Annotated in this window: 14 protein-coding genes and 1 tRNA gene; 6 read left to right on the top strand and 9 right to left on the bottom strand. The window is 61.0% G+C overall.

Going from position 1 to position 17089, the window contains the following annotated elements:
- Positions 1 to 203: 203 nt before the first annotated feature.
- The 3 genes from bchL to SYN63AY4M2_RS09620 all read left to right on the top strand — a co-directional run bounded on the left by bchL (position 204) and on the right by SYN63AY4M2_RS09620 (position 3606).
- Positions 204 to 1040, top strand: a complete 837-nt coding sequence (gene bchL / locus SYN63AY4M2_RS09630; protein WP_041439195.1) for a ferredoxin:protochlorophyllide reductase (ATP-dependent) iron-sulfur ATP-binding protein — start codon at positions 204 to 206, stop codon at positions 1038 to 1040.
- Between the two features lie 158 nt (positions 1041 to 1198).
- Positions 1199 to 2176, top strand: coding sequence for a protochlorophyllide reductase (locus SYN63AY4M2_RS09625; RefSeq protein WP_011431182.1), 978 nt, complete (start codon positions 1199 to 1201; stop codon positions 2174 to 2176).
- Between the two features lie 29 nt (positions 2177 to 2205).
- Complete coding sequence (locus SYN63AY4M2_RS09620) at positions 2206 to 3606, top strand: ferredoxin:protochlorophyllide reductase (ATP-dependent) subunit N (RefSeq protein ID WP_011431183.1); 1401 nt, start codon at positions 2206 to 2208, stop codon at positions 3604 to 3606.
- Here SYN63AY4M2_RS09620 and SYN63AY4M2_RS09615 read toward each other — a convergent pair.
- The 4 genes from SYN63AY4M2_RS09615 to SYN63AY4M2_RS09600 form a co-directional block, all read right to left on the bottom strand.
- Positions 3603 to 3839, bottom strand: a complete 237-nt coding sequence (locus SYN63AY4M2_RS09615; RefSeq protein ID WP_011431184.1) for a hypothetical protein — start codon at positions 3837 to 3839, stop codon at positions 3603 to 3605. The genes SYN63AY4M2_RS09620 and SYN63AY4M2_RS09615 overlap by 4 nt on opposite strands.
- 75 nt (positions 3840 to 3914) lie before the next feature.
- Positions 3915 to 5225 (bottom strand): glutamate-1-semialdehyde 2,1-aminomutase, encoded by a 1311-nt coding sequence (hemL, locus tag SYN63AY4M2_RS09610; RefSeq protein ID WP_011431185.1) that lies wholly within the window; start codon positions 5223 to 5225, stop codon positions 3915 to 3917.
- Positions 5226 to 5303: 78 nt separating this feature from the next.
- Entirely contained in the window at positions 5304 to 6542 is a 1239-nt protein-coding gene (ispG, locus tag SYN63AY4M2_RS09605) for a (E)-4-hydroxy-3-methylbut-2-enyl-diphosphate synthase (protein ID WP_011431186.1), read from the bottom strand.
- Positions 6543 to 7267: 725 nt separating this feature from the next.
- On the bottom strand, positions 7268 to 7783 hold the full coding sequence (locus SYN63AY4M2_RS09600; protein ID WP_041438544.1) for a bifunctional nuclease family protein: 516 nt from the start codon (positions 7781 to 7783) through the stop codon (positions 7268 to 7270).
- A gap of 65 nt (positions 7784 to 7848) precedes the next feature.
- Here SYN63AY4M2_RS09600 and SYN63AY4M2_RS09595 point away from each other — a divergent pair, with 65 nt between their 5' ends.
- Positions 7849 to 8679 carry a cobalt-precorrin-6A reductase gene (locus SYN63AY4M2_RS09595; RefSeq protein ID WP_228375307.1) on the top strand — a complete coding sequence of 277 codons (831 nt, stop codon included), beginning with the start codon at positions 7849 to 7851 and terminating at the stop codon, positions 8677 to 8679.
- Here SYN63AY4M2_RS09595 and SYN63AY4M2_RS09590 read toward each other — a convergent pair.
- On the bottom strand, positions 8637 to 8993 hold the full coding sequence (locus tag SYN63AY4M2_RS09590; protein WP_011431189.1) for a single-stranded DNA-binding protein: 357 nt from the start codon (positions 8991 to 8993) through the stop codon (positions 8637 to 8639). The genes SYN63AY4M2_RS09595 and SYN63AY4M2_RS09590 overlap by 43 nt on opposite strands.
- A gap of 372 nt (positions 8994 to 9365) precedes the next feature.
- Between SYN63AY4M2_RS09590 and SYN63AY4M2_RS09585 the strand changes: the two genes are divergently transcribed.
- Positions 9366 to 11516: an NAD(P)H-quinone oxidoreductase subunit 5 gene (locus tag SYN63AY4M2_RS09585; RefSeq protein ID WP_099812848.1), complete on the top strand. Its 2151-nt coding sequence runs from the start codon at positions 9366 to 9368 to the stop codon at positions 11514 to 11516.
- Positions 11517 to 12008: 492 nt separating this feature from the next.
- Here SYN63AY4M2_RS09585 and SYN63AY4M2_RS09575 read toward each other — a convergent pair whose 3' ends face one another.
- Positions 12009 to 12788, bottom strand: coding sequence for a response regulator transcription factor (locus SYN63AY4M2_RS09575; RefSeq protein ID WP_011431193.1), 780 nt, complete (start codon positions 12786 to 12788; stop codon positions 12009 to 12011).
- 97 nt (positions 12789 to 12885) lie between these two features.
- On the opposite strand from SYN63AY4M2_RS09575, the gene fni reads away from it, so the two are divergent.
- Complete coding sequence (fni, locus tag SYN63AY4M2_RS09570; protein ID WP_041438548.1) at positions 12886 to 13962, top strand: type 2 isopentenyl-diphosphate Delta-isomerase; 1077 nt, start codon at positions 12886 to 12888, stop codon at positions 13960 to 13962.
- A gap of 266 nt (positions 13963 to 14228) precedes the next feature.
- Here fni and SYN63AY4M2_RS09565 read toward each other — a convergent pair whose 3' ends face one another.
- The 3 genes from SYN63AY4M2_RS09565 to SYN63AY4M2_RS09555 form a co-directional block, all read right to left on the bottom strand.
- Complete coding sequence (locus SYN63AY4M2_RS09565) at positions 14229 to 15791, bottom strand: hypothetical protein (protein ID WP_228375309.1); 1563 nt, start codon at positions 15789 to 15791, stop codon at positions 14229 to 14231.
- A gap of 188 nt (positions 15792 to 15979) precedes the next feature.
- A tRNA-Thr gene (locus SYN63AY4M2_RS09560) sits at positions 15980 to 16052 on the bottom strand.
- Positions 16053 to 16214: 162 nt separating this feature from the next.
- Positions 16215 to 16910 (bottom strand): TPM domain-containing protein, encoded by a 696-nt coding sequence (locus tag SYN63AY4M2_RS09555; protein WP_011431197.1) that lies wholly within the window; start codon positions 16908 to 16910, stop codon positions 16215 to 16217.
- Between the last annotated feature and the right edge of the window lie 179 nt (positions 16911 to 17089).

The following is a 17089-nucleotide window of genomic DNA, read 5'->3' as shown; positions in this document are numbered from 1 at the left end:
ACTTTTATACAAAAACAAAAAACAAAAGCTGATAAACAGCTAAAATCTAGCTCTAAAAATCTTTTGGACGGAATTTTGTCTGTCCAGCGATTTAGGAAACTCCTTTAACCTGTTTTAGACTTCCCTTAACTCTTCTTAACACTTCTCAGGAGGTGGATGGGCTGCCGATAATGGCCTTTGCCAGGCTTGTGGAGGAACGTGCTGTGAAGTTGGCAGTTTACGGAAAGGGTGGGATCGGCAAGTCCACCACCAGTTGCAACCTCTCGGTGGCTTTGGCCAAGCGGGGCAAAAAGGTTCTGCAGATCGGCTGTGATCCCAAGCACGACAGCACCTTCACCCTGACCGGCTTTTTGATCCCCACCATCATCGACACTCTGGAGGCCAAGGGCTACCACTACGAAGACATCTACCCGGAGGACGTGATCTACCGCGGCTATGGCGGCGTAGATTGCGTCGAGGCAGGCGGTCCACCGGCGGGGGCCGGCTGTGGCGGCTATGTGGTGGGGGAGACCGTCAAACTCCTGAAGGAGCTAAATGCTTTCGATGAATACGACGTCATTCTCTTCGACGTGCTGGGGGACGTGGTGTGCGGCGGCTTTGCTGCCCCCCTCAACTACGCCGACTACTGCGTGATCGTGACCGACAACGGCTTTGACGCCCTCTTTGCCGCCAATCGCATTGCCGCCTCGGTGCGGGAGAAGGCCAAAACCCGCAAGCTGCGGCTGGCCGGGTTGATCGGCAATCGCACCAGCAAGCGGGATCTCATCGACCAATACGTCTCGGCAGTGCCCATGCCCGTGCTCGAGGTGTTGCCACTGGTCGAGGACATTCGCATCTCGCGGGTGAAGGGCAAAACCCTCTTCGAGATGGCAGAGACGGATCCCAGCCTGGAGCCCGTCTGTCAGTACTACCTGAACATCGCCGACGAGCTGCTGGCCCGCCCGGAGGGGATCGTGCCCCGGCCTGCCGAGGATCGGGAGCTGTTTGCCCTGCTTTCGGACTTTTACAAAACCCCCGTGCGGGAGCCGGCGCTGGTGTAAGGGATCCCAAGCCTGCCAGCTTGCCGGTGTGTCTAAAAGTGAAGCAATTGTTTCGAAAAACCGTCGCAAACCTTATCAATTCGTTGTCTGGCCCGCTTTCCACTCCAAGATGGATTGTGCAGGAAATCCCTCTTGAGGACATGGCAGAGGAGTTGGATATGCAAGCACAAGCGCAACCCACCGTGGTGATTACCGGAGCTTCTTCCGGCGTCGGCCTGTATGCGGCTTTGGCTTTGGCCAAGCGGGGCTGGCACGTGGTGATGGCCTGTCGGGATCTGGACAAAGGCCGGCGGATGGCCCAGCAGGTGGGGATCCCCCAGGGCAGCTACACCTTGATGCCGATCGATCTGGCCAGCCTGGCCAGTGTGCGGCAATTTGTCGAGCAATTTCGCCAGTCGGGCCGCTCTCTGGATGCCCTGGTGTGCAACGCCGCCATCTACATGCCCTTGCTCAAGCAGCCCCTGCGCAGCCCGGAGGGCTATGAGCTGACCATGGCCACCAACCACCTGGGGCACTTCTTGCTCTGCCATTTGATGCTGGAGGATCTGAAGCGCTCCACTTACCCGGATCGGCGGCTGGTGATCTTGGGCACCGTCACCCACAACCCCAAGGAGCTGGGGGGCAAGATCCCGCCCCAACCCCACCTGGGGGATCTGCGGGGTTTTGCCCAGGGTTTCAAGGAGCCGATCAGCATGGCCGATGGCGGCAAGTTCGATCCCGTCAAGGCCTACAAAGACAGCAAAGTCTGCAACATCCTCACCATGCGGGAGCTGCACCGCCGCTTCCACGAGAGCACCGGCATCACCTTCCTCTCCCTCTACCCCGGCTGCGTGGCGGAAACAGGCCTCTTCCGCCATCACTATCCCCTGTTCCAAAAGCTCTTCCCCTGGTTTCAAAAAAACATCACCGGTGGCTATGTCTCCCAGGAGCTGGCCGGCGAGCGGGTGGCCCAGGTGGTGGCGGATCCCGAGTTTCGCCAGTCAGGGTTCTACTGGAGCTGGGGCAACCGGCAACGCAAGAATGCCAAGCCCTTTAACCAAGAAGTCTCGGACGAAGCAGGGGACGAGGCCAAGGCCAAGCTGCTCTGGGATCTGAGCGAAAAATTGGTGGGCGTGCCCCAGTTGGTCGCCCTCTAGCTTGACAAACCCTTTTCTAGGAGCCGACGATGACTGCTGCTGTGGATACTTCCAATACCCTCCACTTTCAATGCGAGACCGGCAACTACCACACCTTCTGCCCGATTAGTTGCGTGGCCTGGCTCTACCCCAAAATCGAAGACAGCTTCTTTTTGGTGATCGGCACCAAAACCTGTGGCTACTTTTTGCAAAATGCCATGGGGGTGATGATCTTCGCCGAGCCGCGCTATGCCATGGCCGAGCTGGAAGAGGGAGATATCAGCGCCAAGCTCAACGACTACGAGGAGCTGAAGCGGCTGTGCCTGCAAATCCAGCGGGATCGCAACCCCAGCGTCATCGTCTGGATCGGCACCTGCACCACCGAGATCATCAAAATGGATCTGGAGGGCCTGGCACAGAAGCTAGAGGCCGAGATCGGGATCCCGATTGTGGTGGCGCGGGCCAACGGCCTCGACTACGCCTTTACCCAGGGGGAAGACACGGTGTTGGCTTCCATGGCCCAGCGCTGCCCGGAGCAGGTGCAGGAAGAGGAGCGGGAGACGCGGGGCGGCCTGCAGGCCCTTTTCTACGGGCTGCGCTCCGGCAAAAAGAAAGAGGAAGAGGGCTTCCACCCCCACCCGCCGCTGGTCATCTTCGGCTCCGTGCCGGATCCGGTGGTTACCCAACTCACTCTGGAGCTGAAAAAATACGGGATCCGCGTCTCCGGCTGGCTGCCAGCCAAGCGCTACGGGGAGCTGCCGGCCATCGAGCCGGGCACCCATGTGGTGGGGGTGAATCCTTTCCTCAGCCGCACCGCCACCACGCTGGTGCGCCGCAAAAAGGCCAAGCTCATCCCTGCTCCTTTTCCCATCGGGCCAGATGGCACCCGCGCCTGGATCGAAGCCATTGCCCGCGAGCTGGGGATCCCGACTCCAGGCCTGGCAGAGCGGGAAGCGGAAGTGTGGCGCCACCCCCAAGTTCAAGAGTACCTGGGCCTGCTGCGGGGCAAGAGCGTCTTCTTCATGGGGGATAACCTGCTGGAGGTCTCCCTGGCCCGCTTCCTGGTGCGCTGCGGCATGACGGTGCAGGAAATCGGGATCCCTTACCTCGACAAGCGCTACCAAGCCGCCGAGCTGGCCCTCTTGGAGCGCACCTGCGAGGAGATGGGGGTGCCCAAGCCCACCCTGGTGGAGAAGCCGGATAACTACCACCAACTGCAGCGCATCAAAGCCCTGCAGCCGGATCTGGTGATCACGGGCATGGCCCACGCCAACCCCCTCGAGGCCCGCGGCATCACCACCAAATGGTCGGTGGAGTTTACCTTTGCCCCGATCCACGGCTTCGGCAACACCCAGGCGCTGCTGGAGTTGGTCACCCGCCCGCTGCGGCGCAACGCCGCCCTCAAAGGCTTGGGCTGGGAACAGTTGGTACGCGAAGAAGCTTCTGTCTAGCCCTCTGGCTCCTCGTTGTCGAAGAGCAAGCCGTCCAGGTGATCCGGAAGTTGCTGCCGGTCGATCCAGACCATGCCCGCCAAAATCGCCTCGGCCTCATTTTGGAAGTAGCCGTAGGCTTTGGCAGCAGGCTCCACTGAGCCATCCTGACGTAGCCGCTGGCAGCAAAAGATAAACCCCTTGTCGGTAGTTTGGGTGGTGATGCGCCAGTTGCGGTGGATGTGCTCGGCCATGGTCGGGGATCCCAATGCAGCAAGGGAGCTCCCTCACCCCCAACCCCTCTCTCAAGGGGAGAGGGGAGAAAAACCCTAGAGCGTGCGCAGCACCTCTCGCGCTGCCTCTAGGGTTCTCTCCACATCGGCCTCGGTGTGGGCCAGGGAAGTGAAGCCGGCCTCAAATTGCGAGGGCGCCAGATACACCCCCCGCTCCAGCATGCCGCGGTGGAAGCGGGCAAACTTCTGCAAATCCGAGCGCTTGGCCTCCTCGTAGTTGCGCACCGGGCCGGCGGTGAAGAAAAAGCCGAACATGCCGGGCAAATAGCCCCCGCACATCTCATGACCGGTCTCTTGTGCAATCTGCAGCAGCCCCGTCGCCAACTGCTCGGTAATCCGCTCCAGATACTCATAGGTACCGGGTCGGCGCAAGATGTCCAGAGTGTGGATCCCGGCCGTCATGGCCAGGGGGTTGCCGGAGAGGGTGCCCGCCTGGTACATGGGCCCCGCCGGCGCCACCATCTCCATAATCTCCCGCCGACCGCCGTAGGCCCCCACCGGCAGGCCGCCGCCGATCACCTTGCCCAGGGTGGTCAAATCGGGGATGACGCCAAACTTGGCCTGCACGCCGCCGTAGCTGATGCGAAAGCCGGTCATCACCTCGTCAAACACCAGCAGGGCGCCATACTTTTGCGTCAGCTCCCGCAAACCCTCCAAAAAGCCCGGCTGCGGCGGAATGAAGCCGGCATTGCCCACCACCGGCTCCAGGATCACGCCGGCAATGGAGTCGGGATACTGCTCAAACAGAGCCTTGACTGCCTCTAGGTCGTTGTAGGGGGCGGTCAGCGTGGCACTGGTGGCAGCCTTGGGCACCCCCGGCGAATCTGGCAGGCCCAGCGTGGCTACCCCCGAGCCGGCCTTGACCAAAAACATGTCCGCATGGCCGTGGTAGCAGCCCTCGAACTTGATCACCTTTTCCCGCCCGGTGTAGGCCCGCATCAGGCGCAGCGCCGCCATGCAGGCTTCGGTGCCGGAGTTGACAAAGCGCACCATCTCCACGCTGGGCACCGCCTCGATCACCCGCTCGGCCAGCTCGTTTTCCAAAACGCAAGGGGCGCCAAAGCTGGTGCCTTTCTCCAGGGCCCGCCGCAACGCCTCGATCACCTCGGGGTGGGCGTGGCCGACAATCGCCGGCCCCCAACTGCCGATGTAGTCGATGTACTGGTTGCCATCCACATCCCAGGCGTAGGCGCCGGCAACGCGGTCGAAGACGACGGGATCCCCGCCCACCGACTTAAAGGCACGCACCGGAGAGCTGACGCCCCCCGGCATAAGCTGCTGCGCCCGTGCAAAGATCTGCCTGGAGCGGCTGGTGTTAAACGAGCGAGTGGGGAGAGTGCTGGTCATACTGGGAGCTGTTCAACGCATCTTCTAGGCTAGCAGGCAAGGAGACCTGCTGGTGGACTGCTGCCCTCTCTTTTGGTTTTAGTTACTTGGGCTTCCTTCTGGGGGATCCACCCACCGCCCATCGGCTTTGATGAGCTCGATCAGCGCCTGGACGCCCTCCGACTCGGGCACCTTCTTCACCTCCTCCTTTCCGCGGTAGAGGGAGATGTAGCCGGGGGTTTTCCCCACATAGCCGTAGTCGGCGTCGGCCATTTCCCCCGGCCCGTTGACGATGCAGCCCATGACGGCAATGTCGAGGCCCACCAGGTGCTGGGTTGCGGCCCGCACCTTCTGCAGTACTTCCTCCAAGTTGAAGAGGGTGCGGCCACAGGAGGGGCAGGCCACATATTCCACCATGGTTTTGCGCAGGTTGAGGGCCTGCAAGATGCCGTAGGCCACCGGGATCTCTTTTTCCGGGGCTTCGGTTAGGGAAACCCGAATGGTGTCACCGATCCCCTCGGCCAGAAGCGTCCCGATCCCCACTGCCGATTTGATGCGGCCATATTCTCCATCGCCGGCCTCGGTCACCCCCAAGTGGAAGGGGTAGTTCAGGCCCAAGGCATCGAAGCGGCGGGCCGCCAGCCGGTAGGCCGCCAACATCACCTGCGGACGGGAAGCTTTGAAGGAAAGAACTACGTTGTGGAAGTCTTGCTCGGCGCAAATCTCGGCATATTCTAGGGCCGACTCCACCATGCCCTCTGGAGTGTCTCCATACATGAAGAGCATGCGCTCGGCCAGGGATCCGTGGTTGACGCCGATGCGCAGGGCTTTGTTCTGAGCTTTGAGGGTCTGCACCAGGGGGGTGAAGGTTTCGCGGATCTTATTGCGGATGGCCTCCAGTTCGGCTTGGGTGTACTCGGTGCGACCGGGCTGCGGCTTTTCCAGGACGAACAGACCCGGGTTGATGCGCACCTTGTCCACGTATTGGGCGACCTCCAGGGCGATCTTGATGCCGTTGTGGTGGACATCGGCCACCAGCGGCACCGGCTTGTAGGTTTGGATCAGCTTGCTCCGAATCGCCTCCATCGCCTTGGCATGGGCCATGCTGGGAACGGTAACCCGCACGATCTCCGAGCCCGCCTCGTGCAGACGACGGATGGCCGCCACCGCCGCATCGATGTCGAGAGTGTCTTCGTTGATCATGGACTGCACCACCACCGGGTGCTGGCTGCCGATCAACACGTTGCCTACGGCTACGGTGCGGGTAGGACGACGGGGGTAGACCGGTTCTGGGTAGGGCTGCTGAGAGGGCGCGTTGGGCCGATCTAGAGTCTGCATGGCTTGCTAAAAAAGGGCTGCTCTAGCTTGATTGTAGGCCGAAATGCCAGCAAGACCGAGGATCTCCCCGCTTGGCCCACAGCTCCGACCCCCCGGCTTTGGCTAAAAAGCGCGGCACAGGTCTAGGGGTAGAAGGCGCAAACGAGCTGACTTCTCGGACAAATGGCGCAATAAAGAAAAGTCAAGCCAATCAACTGCCCCAGGGGAGCAGGATCACTCTCGATGAAGCCGTCCTAGCCGCACAAGCCGCACAATTTGCTAGAAACTAGGGTGTCGGTACTCCCTTTGTCAAGCTGGGCAAACTCCCCTGCCATTCTTGCCAGGGGGACGGTGGCTTTGAAGCAAGCCCGCCTGCCTTGGACGGCAACAGGGTGTCAAAGCAAAACACCCTGAGTTCCAAGATGAGCCGTATGCACCTGGGAGCTCTAGAGGGAGAGAGAGCAATCCCCGGTTAGCGGTATAACCTCGGTCTCAAAGGTTTCTAGAGAAATCCCTCCGCACGAGCAGGCAGCGTTTTGGCTAGGGCCGATAAGCAGGAATTAAAATGCTCCCCTTGGGCTGGCGCGAGGGCGTCCTTTGCGGCCAAGTCTGAGGTGGAGGCAAGCCGCCCCTGAAAACGGCACTCAAGGGCCTAGGGGAACTGTCTACAGGGAAAGAGGCAACTGCCGGCGCTGAGGGTGCTCTTGGAGCCGCTCAGCATCTGTCCTAGCGGAGAAGACAGGGCTTCAGCCATCCGATTCCGTGGGCTGATCCCTGAGGAGGTGGCTGCGAATAAAGTCTTTGGGCGTCACGCTTTCCACAAACTTATGGAAGGCCTCCCGCTCTGCCTCGTCGGCATCTTGGTTCATCGGGATCGAAGCTTCCGCAATCACCTCTTCTACGGTCCAGATGGGGGCATGGGCCCGCAAGGCAAGGGCAATGGCATCGCTGGGGCGGCAGTCGATCTCCTGCTTTTTATCGCCGCAGACTGTAACAAGCACTGCATAGAAGGTGTTGTCCAGCAGCGCGTGGATGATAACCCGCTCCAGCTTGATCCCCCAAGCTTTCCAGGAGTTCAGAATAAGGTCGTGGGTCATGGGGCGGAGGGGCTTTTGGTCGTCCAGCGCCTGCAGAATGGCGTTGGCCTCCGCTCTTCCTACCCAGATGGGTAGGGCACGCCGCTCATGGGTATCGCGCAAGATGACAATGGGAGCCTGGTTGACAGCGTCGACCGCGATCCCAGCCACATGCATCTCGATCATGAGCACTCGCCTCCAGCCTTCAGACCTCGATCGTATCCACTGGTAGCAAACTTTGGCAACACAGCATGGGCTCGGTTCGTACATCACTTGAAGTGGCCCTCATCGGTGGCACCAGCGAAAGCCGCAGCTTGGCCCACGTCCTCAGCCATGAGGGGATCCCTTGGATAGCCACCGTCACCACCGAGGGCGGAAGAAGGCTGTATCGGGATCTGCCCGGCCAGGTGGTGGTGACGCGATTTTCGCCGCCATCTTTGGCACAATTCCTACAGGAACACGGGATCCGCGTGCTGGTAGACGCTTCCCATCCCTTCGCCCAGGAGATCTCGCAACTGGCCATGCAGGTGACCGCCCAACTGGGGATCCCCTACCTGCGCTACGAGCGCCCCCCGGTGGCGTTGGATCCCTGGGTACAGGTGGCGCCGGACTGGCAGGCGGTGCTCACGGATGGCGTACTGGCGGGGCGGCGGGTGCTGCTGACGGTGGGGGTGAAGGCATTGCCCCTGTTTGGGCCCTGGCAGGATCGCTGCCAACTGTGGGCGCGGGTGCTGCCGGAGTCGGTTCCCCAAGCGGTGCAAGCCGGGATCCCTGCCGAGCGGGTGATCGGAATGCGCCTGCCCCTCAGCTTTGAGCAGGAACTGCGGCTTTGGCAGAGTCTAGATCCTCAGGTAGTCATCAGCAAGGAGTCTGGAGAAGCGGGTGGGCTGGCCGTCAAGCAGGCAGTGGCCAAAACCCTGGGGATCCCGCTGTGGGTCATCCGGCGGCCACCCTTGCGCTATCCCTGGTGCAGCCAGGATTTGACAGCGGTGGTGCAGGAGTGCAAGCGCCGACTGGCCAGAGCTCACGCTCAAACAAATCAAAACGGCTCCTCGGCGGGCAGGTCAGCCTCCCGGTCTTGACGAGATCCCAGGAGTTCGAGGCGATCTACGGCAATGACGGGTCTTTGGCGATCCTCACCGGTGGATTTGTCTTTCCAGCGATCGAACTTGAGGCTGCCGGTTACCCCAATGAGGCTGCCCTTGCGCACATATTCTCCGGCCACCTCGGCGGTGCGCCCCCACAGCTCTAGGTTGAACCAATCGGGCTTGTCTTCGCCTTTGCGGAAGCGGTTCACCGCCAAGCTAAAGGTACACACCACCCTGCCCGACTCAAAGTAGCGCACCTCCGGATCCATGCCGGCTCGCCCCACCAAGGTCACCAAGTTCAGGCTCATGGGCTTTTCTCCAGACAGTCTGCAGCTTTCAGCCTTTAGTTGTAGCGCTTGCAAGGGATCCCTGTCATCTTGGCAACGACAGTCTCAGCCGATCCCGTCAGCGGGCCGTAGGCCTTGCGGATCTGAGCTGGGGGAGAGTCTTCAGGATATCTCCCGATTCTCCTGCGGGGATCTCGGTTGATCGGGAAGAAGAATCTTTGCTCTCATGGACTGGGTGGTTGCAGGGGGGGCGCTGATCGTGTTGCAAAGATTTACAATATCAGAAGCTCCAGAGCACCTGCCGGCCTAGGCCCCTGATCCCGACAGACAGATTGCCACCGGCCAGCAAGAAGGGCTCATCACTGCAAGAGGACGCATTCAGCACCAGTTCCTATGGAATTCATCTACGCATACGCCTGGTTGATCCCCGTTTATCCGTTGGTGGCGGCTTTTTTACTCGGCTTGGGCATTTTGCTGTTCAATGCCTGGACAAGGGCCAACCGCTCTCTGGCCGCCTTCTTGAGCGTGTTCGCGACGGGAACGGCGATGGTTCACGCCTTTGCCCTCTTGGCCGGCCAAGTGCAGGGCCATGAGACCGTTCTCAAAACCCTCACCTGGGCTCAGGCGGGCTCCTTCTCCCTGGACATGGGCTTTGTGGTGGATCACTTGAGCGCCATGATGCTGGTGGTGGTAACCACGGTGGCCTTTCTGGTGCAGATCTACTCCGACGGCTACATGGCCCACGACCCTGGCTATGTGCGTTTCTACGCCTACCTGAGCCTGTTTGCCTCCTCGATGCTGGGCCTGGTGGTCAGCCCCAACCTGGTGCAAATCTATGTCTTCTGGGAGCTGGTGGGGATGTGCTCCTACCTGCTGATTGGCTTTTGGTACGAGCGGCAGGCAGCGGCGGAGGCAGCCCAGAAGGCGTTTGTCGTCAACCGGGTGGGGGACTTTGGGCTGTTGCTGGGCATTTTGGGCTTCTACTGGATTTCCGGCACGTTTGGGTTCGAGGAGCTGGCTCGCAATGTGGAGCAGATGGTGGCCAACGGCGCGGTGAGCAGCAGCTTGGTTGCCCTGTTTGCGGTGTTGGTGTTCTTGGGCCCGGTGGCCAAGTCGGCCCAGTTCCCGCTGCACGTGTGGCTGCCGGATGCCATGGAAGGCCCCACGCCCATTTCGGCCCTCATCCACGCAGCCACGATGGTGGCCGCCGGGGTGTTCCTGTTGGCGCGCATGTTCCCGCTGCTGGAAGGGATCCCACCAGTCATGGACCTCATCGCCTGGACAGGGGCGGGCACGGCCTTTTTGGGGGCCAGCATTGCCATCACCCAAAACGACATCAAAAAGGGCCTGGCCTACTCCACCATTTCCCAGCTGGGCTACATGGTCATGGCCATGGGATCCGGTGCCTATGGGGCAAGCTTGTTCCACCTGATGACCCACGCCTACTTCAAGGCGCTGCTCTTCTTGGGCTCTGGCTCTGTAATTCATGGCATGGAGGCGGTGGTGGGCCACGACCCGGTCTTGGCCCAGGACATGCGCCTGATGGGAGGGCTGCGCAAGTTCATGCCCGTTACGGCCTTCACGTTTTTGATCGGCACGCTGGCCATCTGTGGGATCCCGCCCTTTGCCGGCTTTTGGTCTAAAGATGAGATTTTGGCCGCGGTTTTTGAGCGCAACCCGGCCCTCTGGGGGGTGGGCTTCCTCACGGCGGGGATCACCGCCTTCTACATGTTCCGCATCTACTTCCTCACCTTTGAAGGGGAGTTTCGCGGCACCAACCTGAAGCTGCGGCAGGAGGTGGCCGTCAGCCAAGGCCGACCGGTGCCGGCTTTTGCCTACGCGTTTGCCGGGAAAGAGGCGGCCTATGGTCCCGGAGCCATGAACATTTACGAAAAGCCCCAGCCCAGCAGCCATCCCGAAGCTGGGGGAGAGGGACACGAAGGGCATGGCCACGCTGCCGAGCCGCATGAATCTCCGGCATCGATGACGATTCCGCTGGTGGCGCTGGCCGTTCCTTCCGTGCTGATCGGCTTGGTGGGCACTCCCTTTGCCAACTTCTTCGAGGCTTTCATCCATGCGCCTGGTGAGTCTGCAGCAGAAACTGGTTGGGCCCAGGTGGCCGCCGAGTGGCAAGCGGTGCTGGCCGGCCACTTCGATTGGGCAGAGTTTCTGATCATGGCGGGCAGCTCGGTGGGCATTGGGCTGATCGGCATTGCCCTGGCGGGTCTTATCTACTGGCAAAAACGTATTGATCCCAGCACCTTCCCCCAAAGTCTGCAACCCCTGTACTACTTCTCCCTCAACAAGTGGTACATTGACGACCTCTACGAGCGGGTCTTTGTGCGGGGCACCCGCTTTGTGGCGCGGGAGGCCTTGGAGGTGGACAGCCGCATTGTGGATGGGGTGGTCAACTTGACGGGCCTGGCGACCATGGTCGGCGGCGAAGTGATGAAATATCTGGAGAACGGCAAGGCGCAGTTTTACGCTTTGATCATCTTTGCGGCGGTGGTGGTGATGGTGGTGCTTTCTGGGGTTGGGGTCTAGCCCAGGAGCTCGGTTGCTGCTGATCAAGGTTTTGCCATCAGCAGTAAACTAACCGGCTCCGACCGCCCCCCTCAATCCCCTCGTATACGGGGGGCAGGGGGGCCGGGGGGCAAGTCTTCCAAGGCAATAGGACTGTTGGTTGCCTGCGCCCTACAAACAATCGCTTTGGAGAGGCAGTGATTCACCCAAGCCTGAGAGCGTCTCTCCCTGCCAGACAGCCGCTGAGCGACCGAAGTACACGCGCCCTTGTCATTCGACTCTCCGCACAACACCGGAGCGCACCCTGCATTGCACAGTTTCTCGGATGCCACCCCGCCACTGTCCTCAACGACCTCAAGCGAGGGCAACAGCGTTGCTGCGATGGGCTTGCGGACGGCAAAGCACTTGGCGCTCCCCCAAAAGTTACCCCTGGGGTGAAGGCTTACCTTGTCACCCTGCCTGCCGAAAACTGCATCTAGGCAGCCACGCAACTGCAAGTGCATCTCTTCACACTCACCCGACACTTGAAGCAGCTCTACGGCGCCGCTGTTGAGGCCCAGATCCTGGGGCAGTTGCGCCAGCAGCTCGACTCGGCTGCTGCAAGGGAGGAGGCGGCTCTATGCCGAAGCTGTAGCCCACCTGGCGCACAGTGTGAATGAGGCGGGGTTGGTGCGGATCGCGCTCCAGTTTCTTGCGCAGGGAGAGGATGTGGGTATCGATGGTGCGGGGGTTGGCGGTGGAATCGGGCCAAGCCCGCTCCAGCAGCTCCTGCCGCGAGAGAGGATCCCCATCGGCCTGGATCAGCACCATCAGCAAGCTAAACTCCTGCGGGGTGAGGTCGATGCCTTGGCCGGCCAGGGTGACGCGCCGCTGCACCAGGTCGATTTTCAGATCCCCATACTGCAGGAAGGTGGGGGGAAGGCTGCGCCGCAGCCGACGGGTCAGGGCCTGAATGTGAGCATCCAGAAGGGGCAGACTAAGGGGCTTGGTGAGGTAGTCGTCTGCGCCTGCCTTCAGCCAAGCGATGATGTCGGCTTCCGCTCCCTGTTGGGAGAGGAGCAAGATCAACACATCGCAATGGCGATGCGCCCACCGGCATAGTTGGAGTCCGGCACGGCTGGACAGCTCCGCATCCAAAATTAAGAGGTGGACAGGCTGCTGTTGCAGCAGGGTTTTGGCTTGGCGAATGTTCTCCGCTTCCCAAACCCGGTGCCGTGCCTGTTGCAGATGCCAACCCAGCAAGCTGCGCAGATGAGGGTTGCCTTCTGCCAGCAAGATGTGCAAAGGTTGCATGGCTACTAGGTTGGATCCCGCCCTCATCATAGACAGCGGGCCACCTTCGGACAATGTTGTTCGCCCGCTACCGGTTGGACAGCCCTCTATCCAGACCATGGCCGATTCTCCATCCCCTATCTCCGAACGTAAGCAGGATCACCTGGACATTGTTTTGCGGCAGGACGTAAACGCCAGAGGGATCCGCACCGGATTTGAGCGGTTTTTCTTCGAGCACGTGGCGCTGCCGGAGCTGCTGCTGCCCGAGATCGATCTCAGTTGCCAGTTTCTGGGAAAACGCCTGCAGGCCCCTCTGCTGATTAGCAGCATGACCGGGGGGACAGACACTGCCCGGGAGCTAAACCTGTACCTGGCGGCTGCCGCTCAAGAGCTGGGCATTGCCATGGGGGTGGGATCCCAGCGGGCAGCTTTAGAACACCCGGAGCTGGCCCAGACTTACCAGGTGCGCCCAGTGGCTCCGGATATTCTGCTTTTGGCCAACCTGGGCGCTGTGCAGCTCAACTACGGCTATGGCCTGGAGCAGGCGCGACGGGCAGTGGAGATGATCGAGGCAGATGCGCTGATTTTGCACCTCAACCCGCTGCAGGAGGCGGTTCAGCCCCAGGGGGATCCCGACTGGCGCAACCTCTATCGCCGCATCGAGCAGTTGGTGAACCAGTTGCCGGTGCCGGTGCTGGTCAAGGAAGTGGGCAATGGCCTCAGCGCCCAAGTAGCCCGGCGGCTGGCCGAGTGTGGCGTGGCCGCCCTAGATGTGGCTGGGGCAGGGGGGACGAGCTGGAGCGAGGTGGAAGCCCATCGCCAGACCGATCCCCTCCAGAAACGCATTGCCCACAGCTTCCGGGACTGGGGGATCCCAACCGCCTTGGCCCTGCTGGAAATCCGCCGCTTCCTGCCCAACCTGCCCCTGGTGGCCAGCGGCGGCATCCGCACCGGCATCGATGCAGCCAAAGCCATCCGCTTAGGGGCCGATGTGGTCGGCATGGCCGCTCCCGCTCTCCACGCCGTCTCCCGAGGGCGGGCCCAGGCGGTGGTGGACAGCTTCCGAGCCGTGATCGAGGAGCTGAGGATCGCCGCTTTTTGCACCGGATCGGCCAACTTGGCGCAGCTACGGCAAGCGGCTTTGCGCTGGCAAGATACCTGGGATCCGCTGCCTCCTATCATGGAAAGGGGTTGAAATCAAATTCCTAACACCTGCCACAGGCTCACCTCCAACCCCAGGACGGCCGCCCCTGCCGCACTTGCTTGCAGCTCACAGGCTACGGCGTCGGGCCTCGGGGCGATAGTTCTCCGCAAGGAGACCCCCTCTTTCTCTTTCCCTGGCAAAAAAGTGCCTCTGGAAAGGCTTGGCAAAGGATATCTCCAGCCTCAGGCTTTGAAACGCCGTCTGCGAGGCCTGGGCGGTCTTGGGATCCCTTAGCTGGGGGCTGCCCCAGGAAGCCTTTAGGGAAAGTGCAACTGTCGGCTAATGCGCACCATAGGCCCCAGGCCCAATCGGGTCGGGTTGAGCGCCTGCATCTCAAACAGGGCCAGAATGTGGCGTACCTGCAGCTCTGGCCGGTTGGAATTTACCCCCATCGCCACCACCAGGCCACAATAGCCGCCCGTCTCGCGGCAACGCCGCTCCCAGCGCCTGCGAGCTTTGGCGTGCACGGGATCGTCCTCGGGAAACTCTGCAAACAGGTGCAGGTCGCGGTTGCCCGTTTGGACAATTTCCAAGTCGTAGCGGCTGCCGGCAAAGGGATCCACCCCTGTGTTAAAACAAACACCCTGGGGCCCCCCTTCGCCGCGCAGGTTTTCGATCAATTGCTTGGCCTTGGGGCGGGAGGTGCGCACGATCACCACCGGCAGCCCTTCACCCCTTGGCACCAGCTTACTCTGGGGGAGAGGATGCCATTGCCCTGTGCGGCGCAGCGCCTCTACGGTGGCCCAGGGCAGCACGCCCAGGCTAAGCTGCGCACCCTCAGGCACCAGATCATCTCGCAGCAGGGTTTGGGTGTGCTCTTCTTCGTCTCCTTCTAGCTCCAGAAGTTCTACAGCCAAGTCGGGCAAGGTGCGCACTTGCACCGAGAGGGTTTCCCCTGGGGCCTGGGGGTTGGGAATGCGATACCGCCCCTGACAGGGTTGGAAATCCTCTTCCAGCTTGCGGCGGTACTGCTTCAAAAAACGATGCAAGGCCTCCAAAGCCACCGCCACAGCCGCCGCCTCATCTTCCTGCAAAACAACGCGCAGGCCCTCGAGAGGGTGGATGGTGCCGAAGTTCGGCTCGATTTCTTCGGGATCCAGATCGGCCAAGTCCAGGTCTGATAGCTCGTTGAGTTCGGGATTGCGAGCTTGAAAGGTGAGATAGAGACAATCTTGCCTGAGGAAGGCTTCCTCCATCTCCTCGGAAGTCTCTGGTTGGCCCGCGTCCTGGCGAAACCGTTTGAGGGAGTGCAGCGAGCGATAAAAAAGAACCCCGTACTCCATCCCCAGCCGCCCCATGACCGAGACGTAGAGGGTTTCAATATCCCAGCGATTTAGCTCGATCGCCAAGATTTGGTGATCCTCTAGATAGTCCCAGGGGGCATCTTGCCAGAGGGTGAGGGCTTTGCCGGCCAGCAGCTTCGCGTAGTTCTCCGGCAGCGGCGGCGGGATCCCCTCACTGGCCTCTGCAAAGCTCTGCAGGATCTCGTCGATTAGCGGCAATTCCGGCTGGCATTCCACTTTGATGTCCAGCTCGTGCAAAATGCCGCGCAGGAAAAACTGCACCTCCCGATCCCGCACGACGACCTTTTGCGGACGAGCCGGCAAGGCAGCATTGGGCCGCTCCATAGCCATGATCAAGGTTCGCACCATCGGCTCCAAGCCGGAGCCAGCAGGCACCACCTCCATGGCCCGCACCACGCCCTGAACGCCATCCACCCATAAAATGCACTCCCCCTCAGCCAAGCCGGCGGAGATCTGGGATCCCAGGGCTAGCGAACCTGGTAGGCGGTGGCAATCCCCTTCCCATACCGAGGACACCTGGGGCAGCTTTTGCAATCGACGAACTGTAGCGGCTGGCAGACCCGACATAGACATCTAGAGCAAACAAAGGAACAAATTGGCAGATACCCTGCGCGGGGATCTGAGGGGGTGAGGATGAAGGATCCCCCTGAAGTCAATCTAACCAAACTGCCAGAGTCAAAGCTGAGTGACTGAGCCGCCTGCCAAGCTGATGGTCAGACTCGAACTGACGACCGCTCGATTACAAGTCGAGTGCTCTACCAACTGAGCTACATCAGCAATTTAGCTCTACCGATTCTAGCATTCTCTCTTGGGAAGTTGTCCCCCAGCCGCTGGCTTGCTTCGGGGGGCAAGAGGCGGGGGATGCTTTCTTGACCCAGAGGCCCACCCCCCTCCCAGAGGGAGAGGGGAAGGGAGCTTAGCCTCAACTTGGCAGGACGGCTACTGCTGCTCCGCTGCCGGTTGGGCAATGGGGGCCAAGTAGATCACCAAGGCTCCTGCGAGAAAGCCCAGGATGTTGCGCACCAGCGGGAGCCAATCCTGGGTGCGGGTGATCACCGGGCCGATGCCGAAGGCCCCAAACAAAATGAACCACAAGGGAGAGATAAGCAAAGCCCAACGCCAGTTAAACAGCTCCTCCGCGTGGCGGGGTTTGCCGGCAAACCCGAAGACGATCCCGCCCAAGATAGAGGTGAGCAGCGTCAGGATCCACTGCTCCTGCGGCAGTCCGGGCACCACACGGCAGCCCCCTTGGTGAAAACAGCGATCCAAAACGTCAACGGTTTCCAAAATGGCGCGCTGAGTGCCGTGCTCTCGCACGTAGAACTGGTTGCCGAAGCGAGATTGCAGCTCAATCCAAAAGGTACGCGGCAGGATCTCCCGCACCGCGTCTCCCACGTTAAAGGCCAGCAAGTTGCCTCCCCTGGGATCGGCCACCATCAAAACGCTGCGCTCGTTCAGGCCCCAGTACTCTTTCACTTGGCGGCCTGGGGTTTGGTCAAACTGGGTCAGCACCCGCAGCTTCCAGCCCGTTTCTTCCTCCAACCGGTTCAGATGCTCGGCCAGTTGTGCTTCCTGATTGCTGGTCAACTGATCCGCCAAATCCAAAACCGGCACCGGCGGCTGCGGCAACTCCATCTCCACCACTGGCAAAGCAGGCTGGGCCCAGAGCGGGGATCCCCCACCTAGCCAAATCCACAGCCCCAGGCAAAAGCTTGCCCCGACGCGCAGTATCCGTTGCCATCCGATGCTCATGCTGGTTCCTCTCTTGGCTGTGATGACGAGATACTGAGAACTGGTGTTAAGAAGTATTTCAA

The organism is Synechococcus sp. 63AY4M2, from assembly GCF_002760475.1.
GTDB lineage: Bacteria > Cyanobacteriota > Cyanobacteriia > Thermostichales > Thermostichaceae > Thermostichus.
Note: the sequence above shows the minus strand (reverse complement) of the source record. Positions and strands in the feature narration are given on the sequence as shown.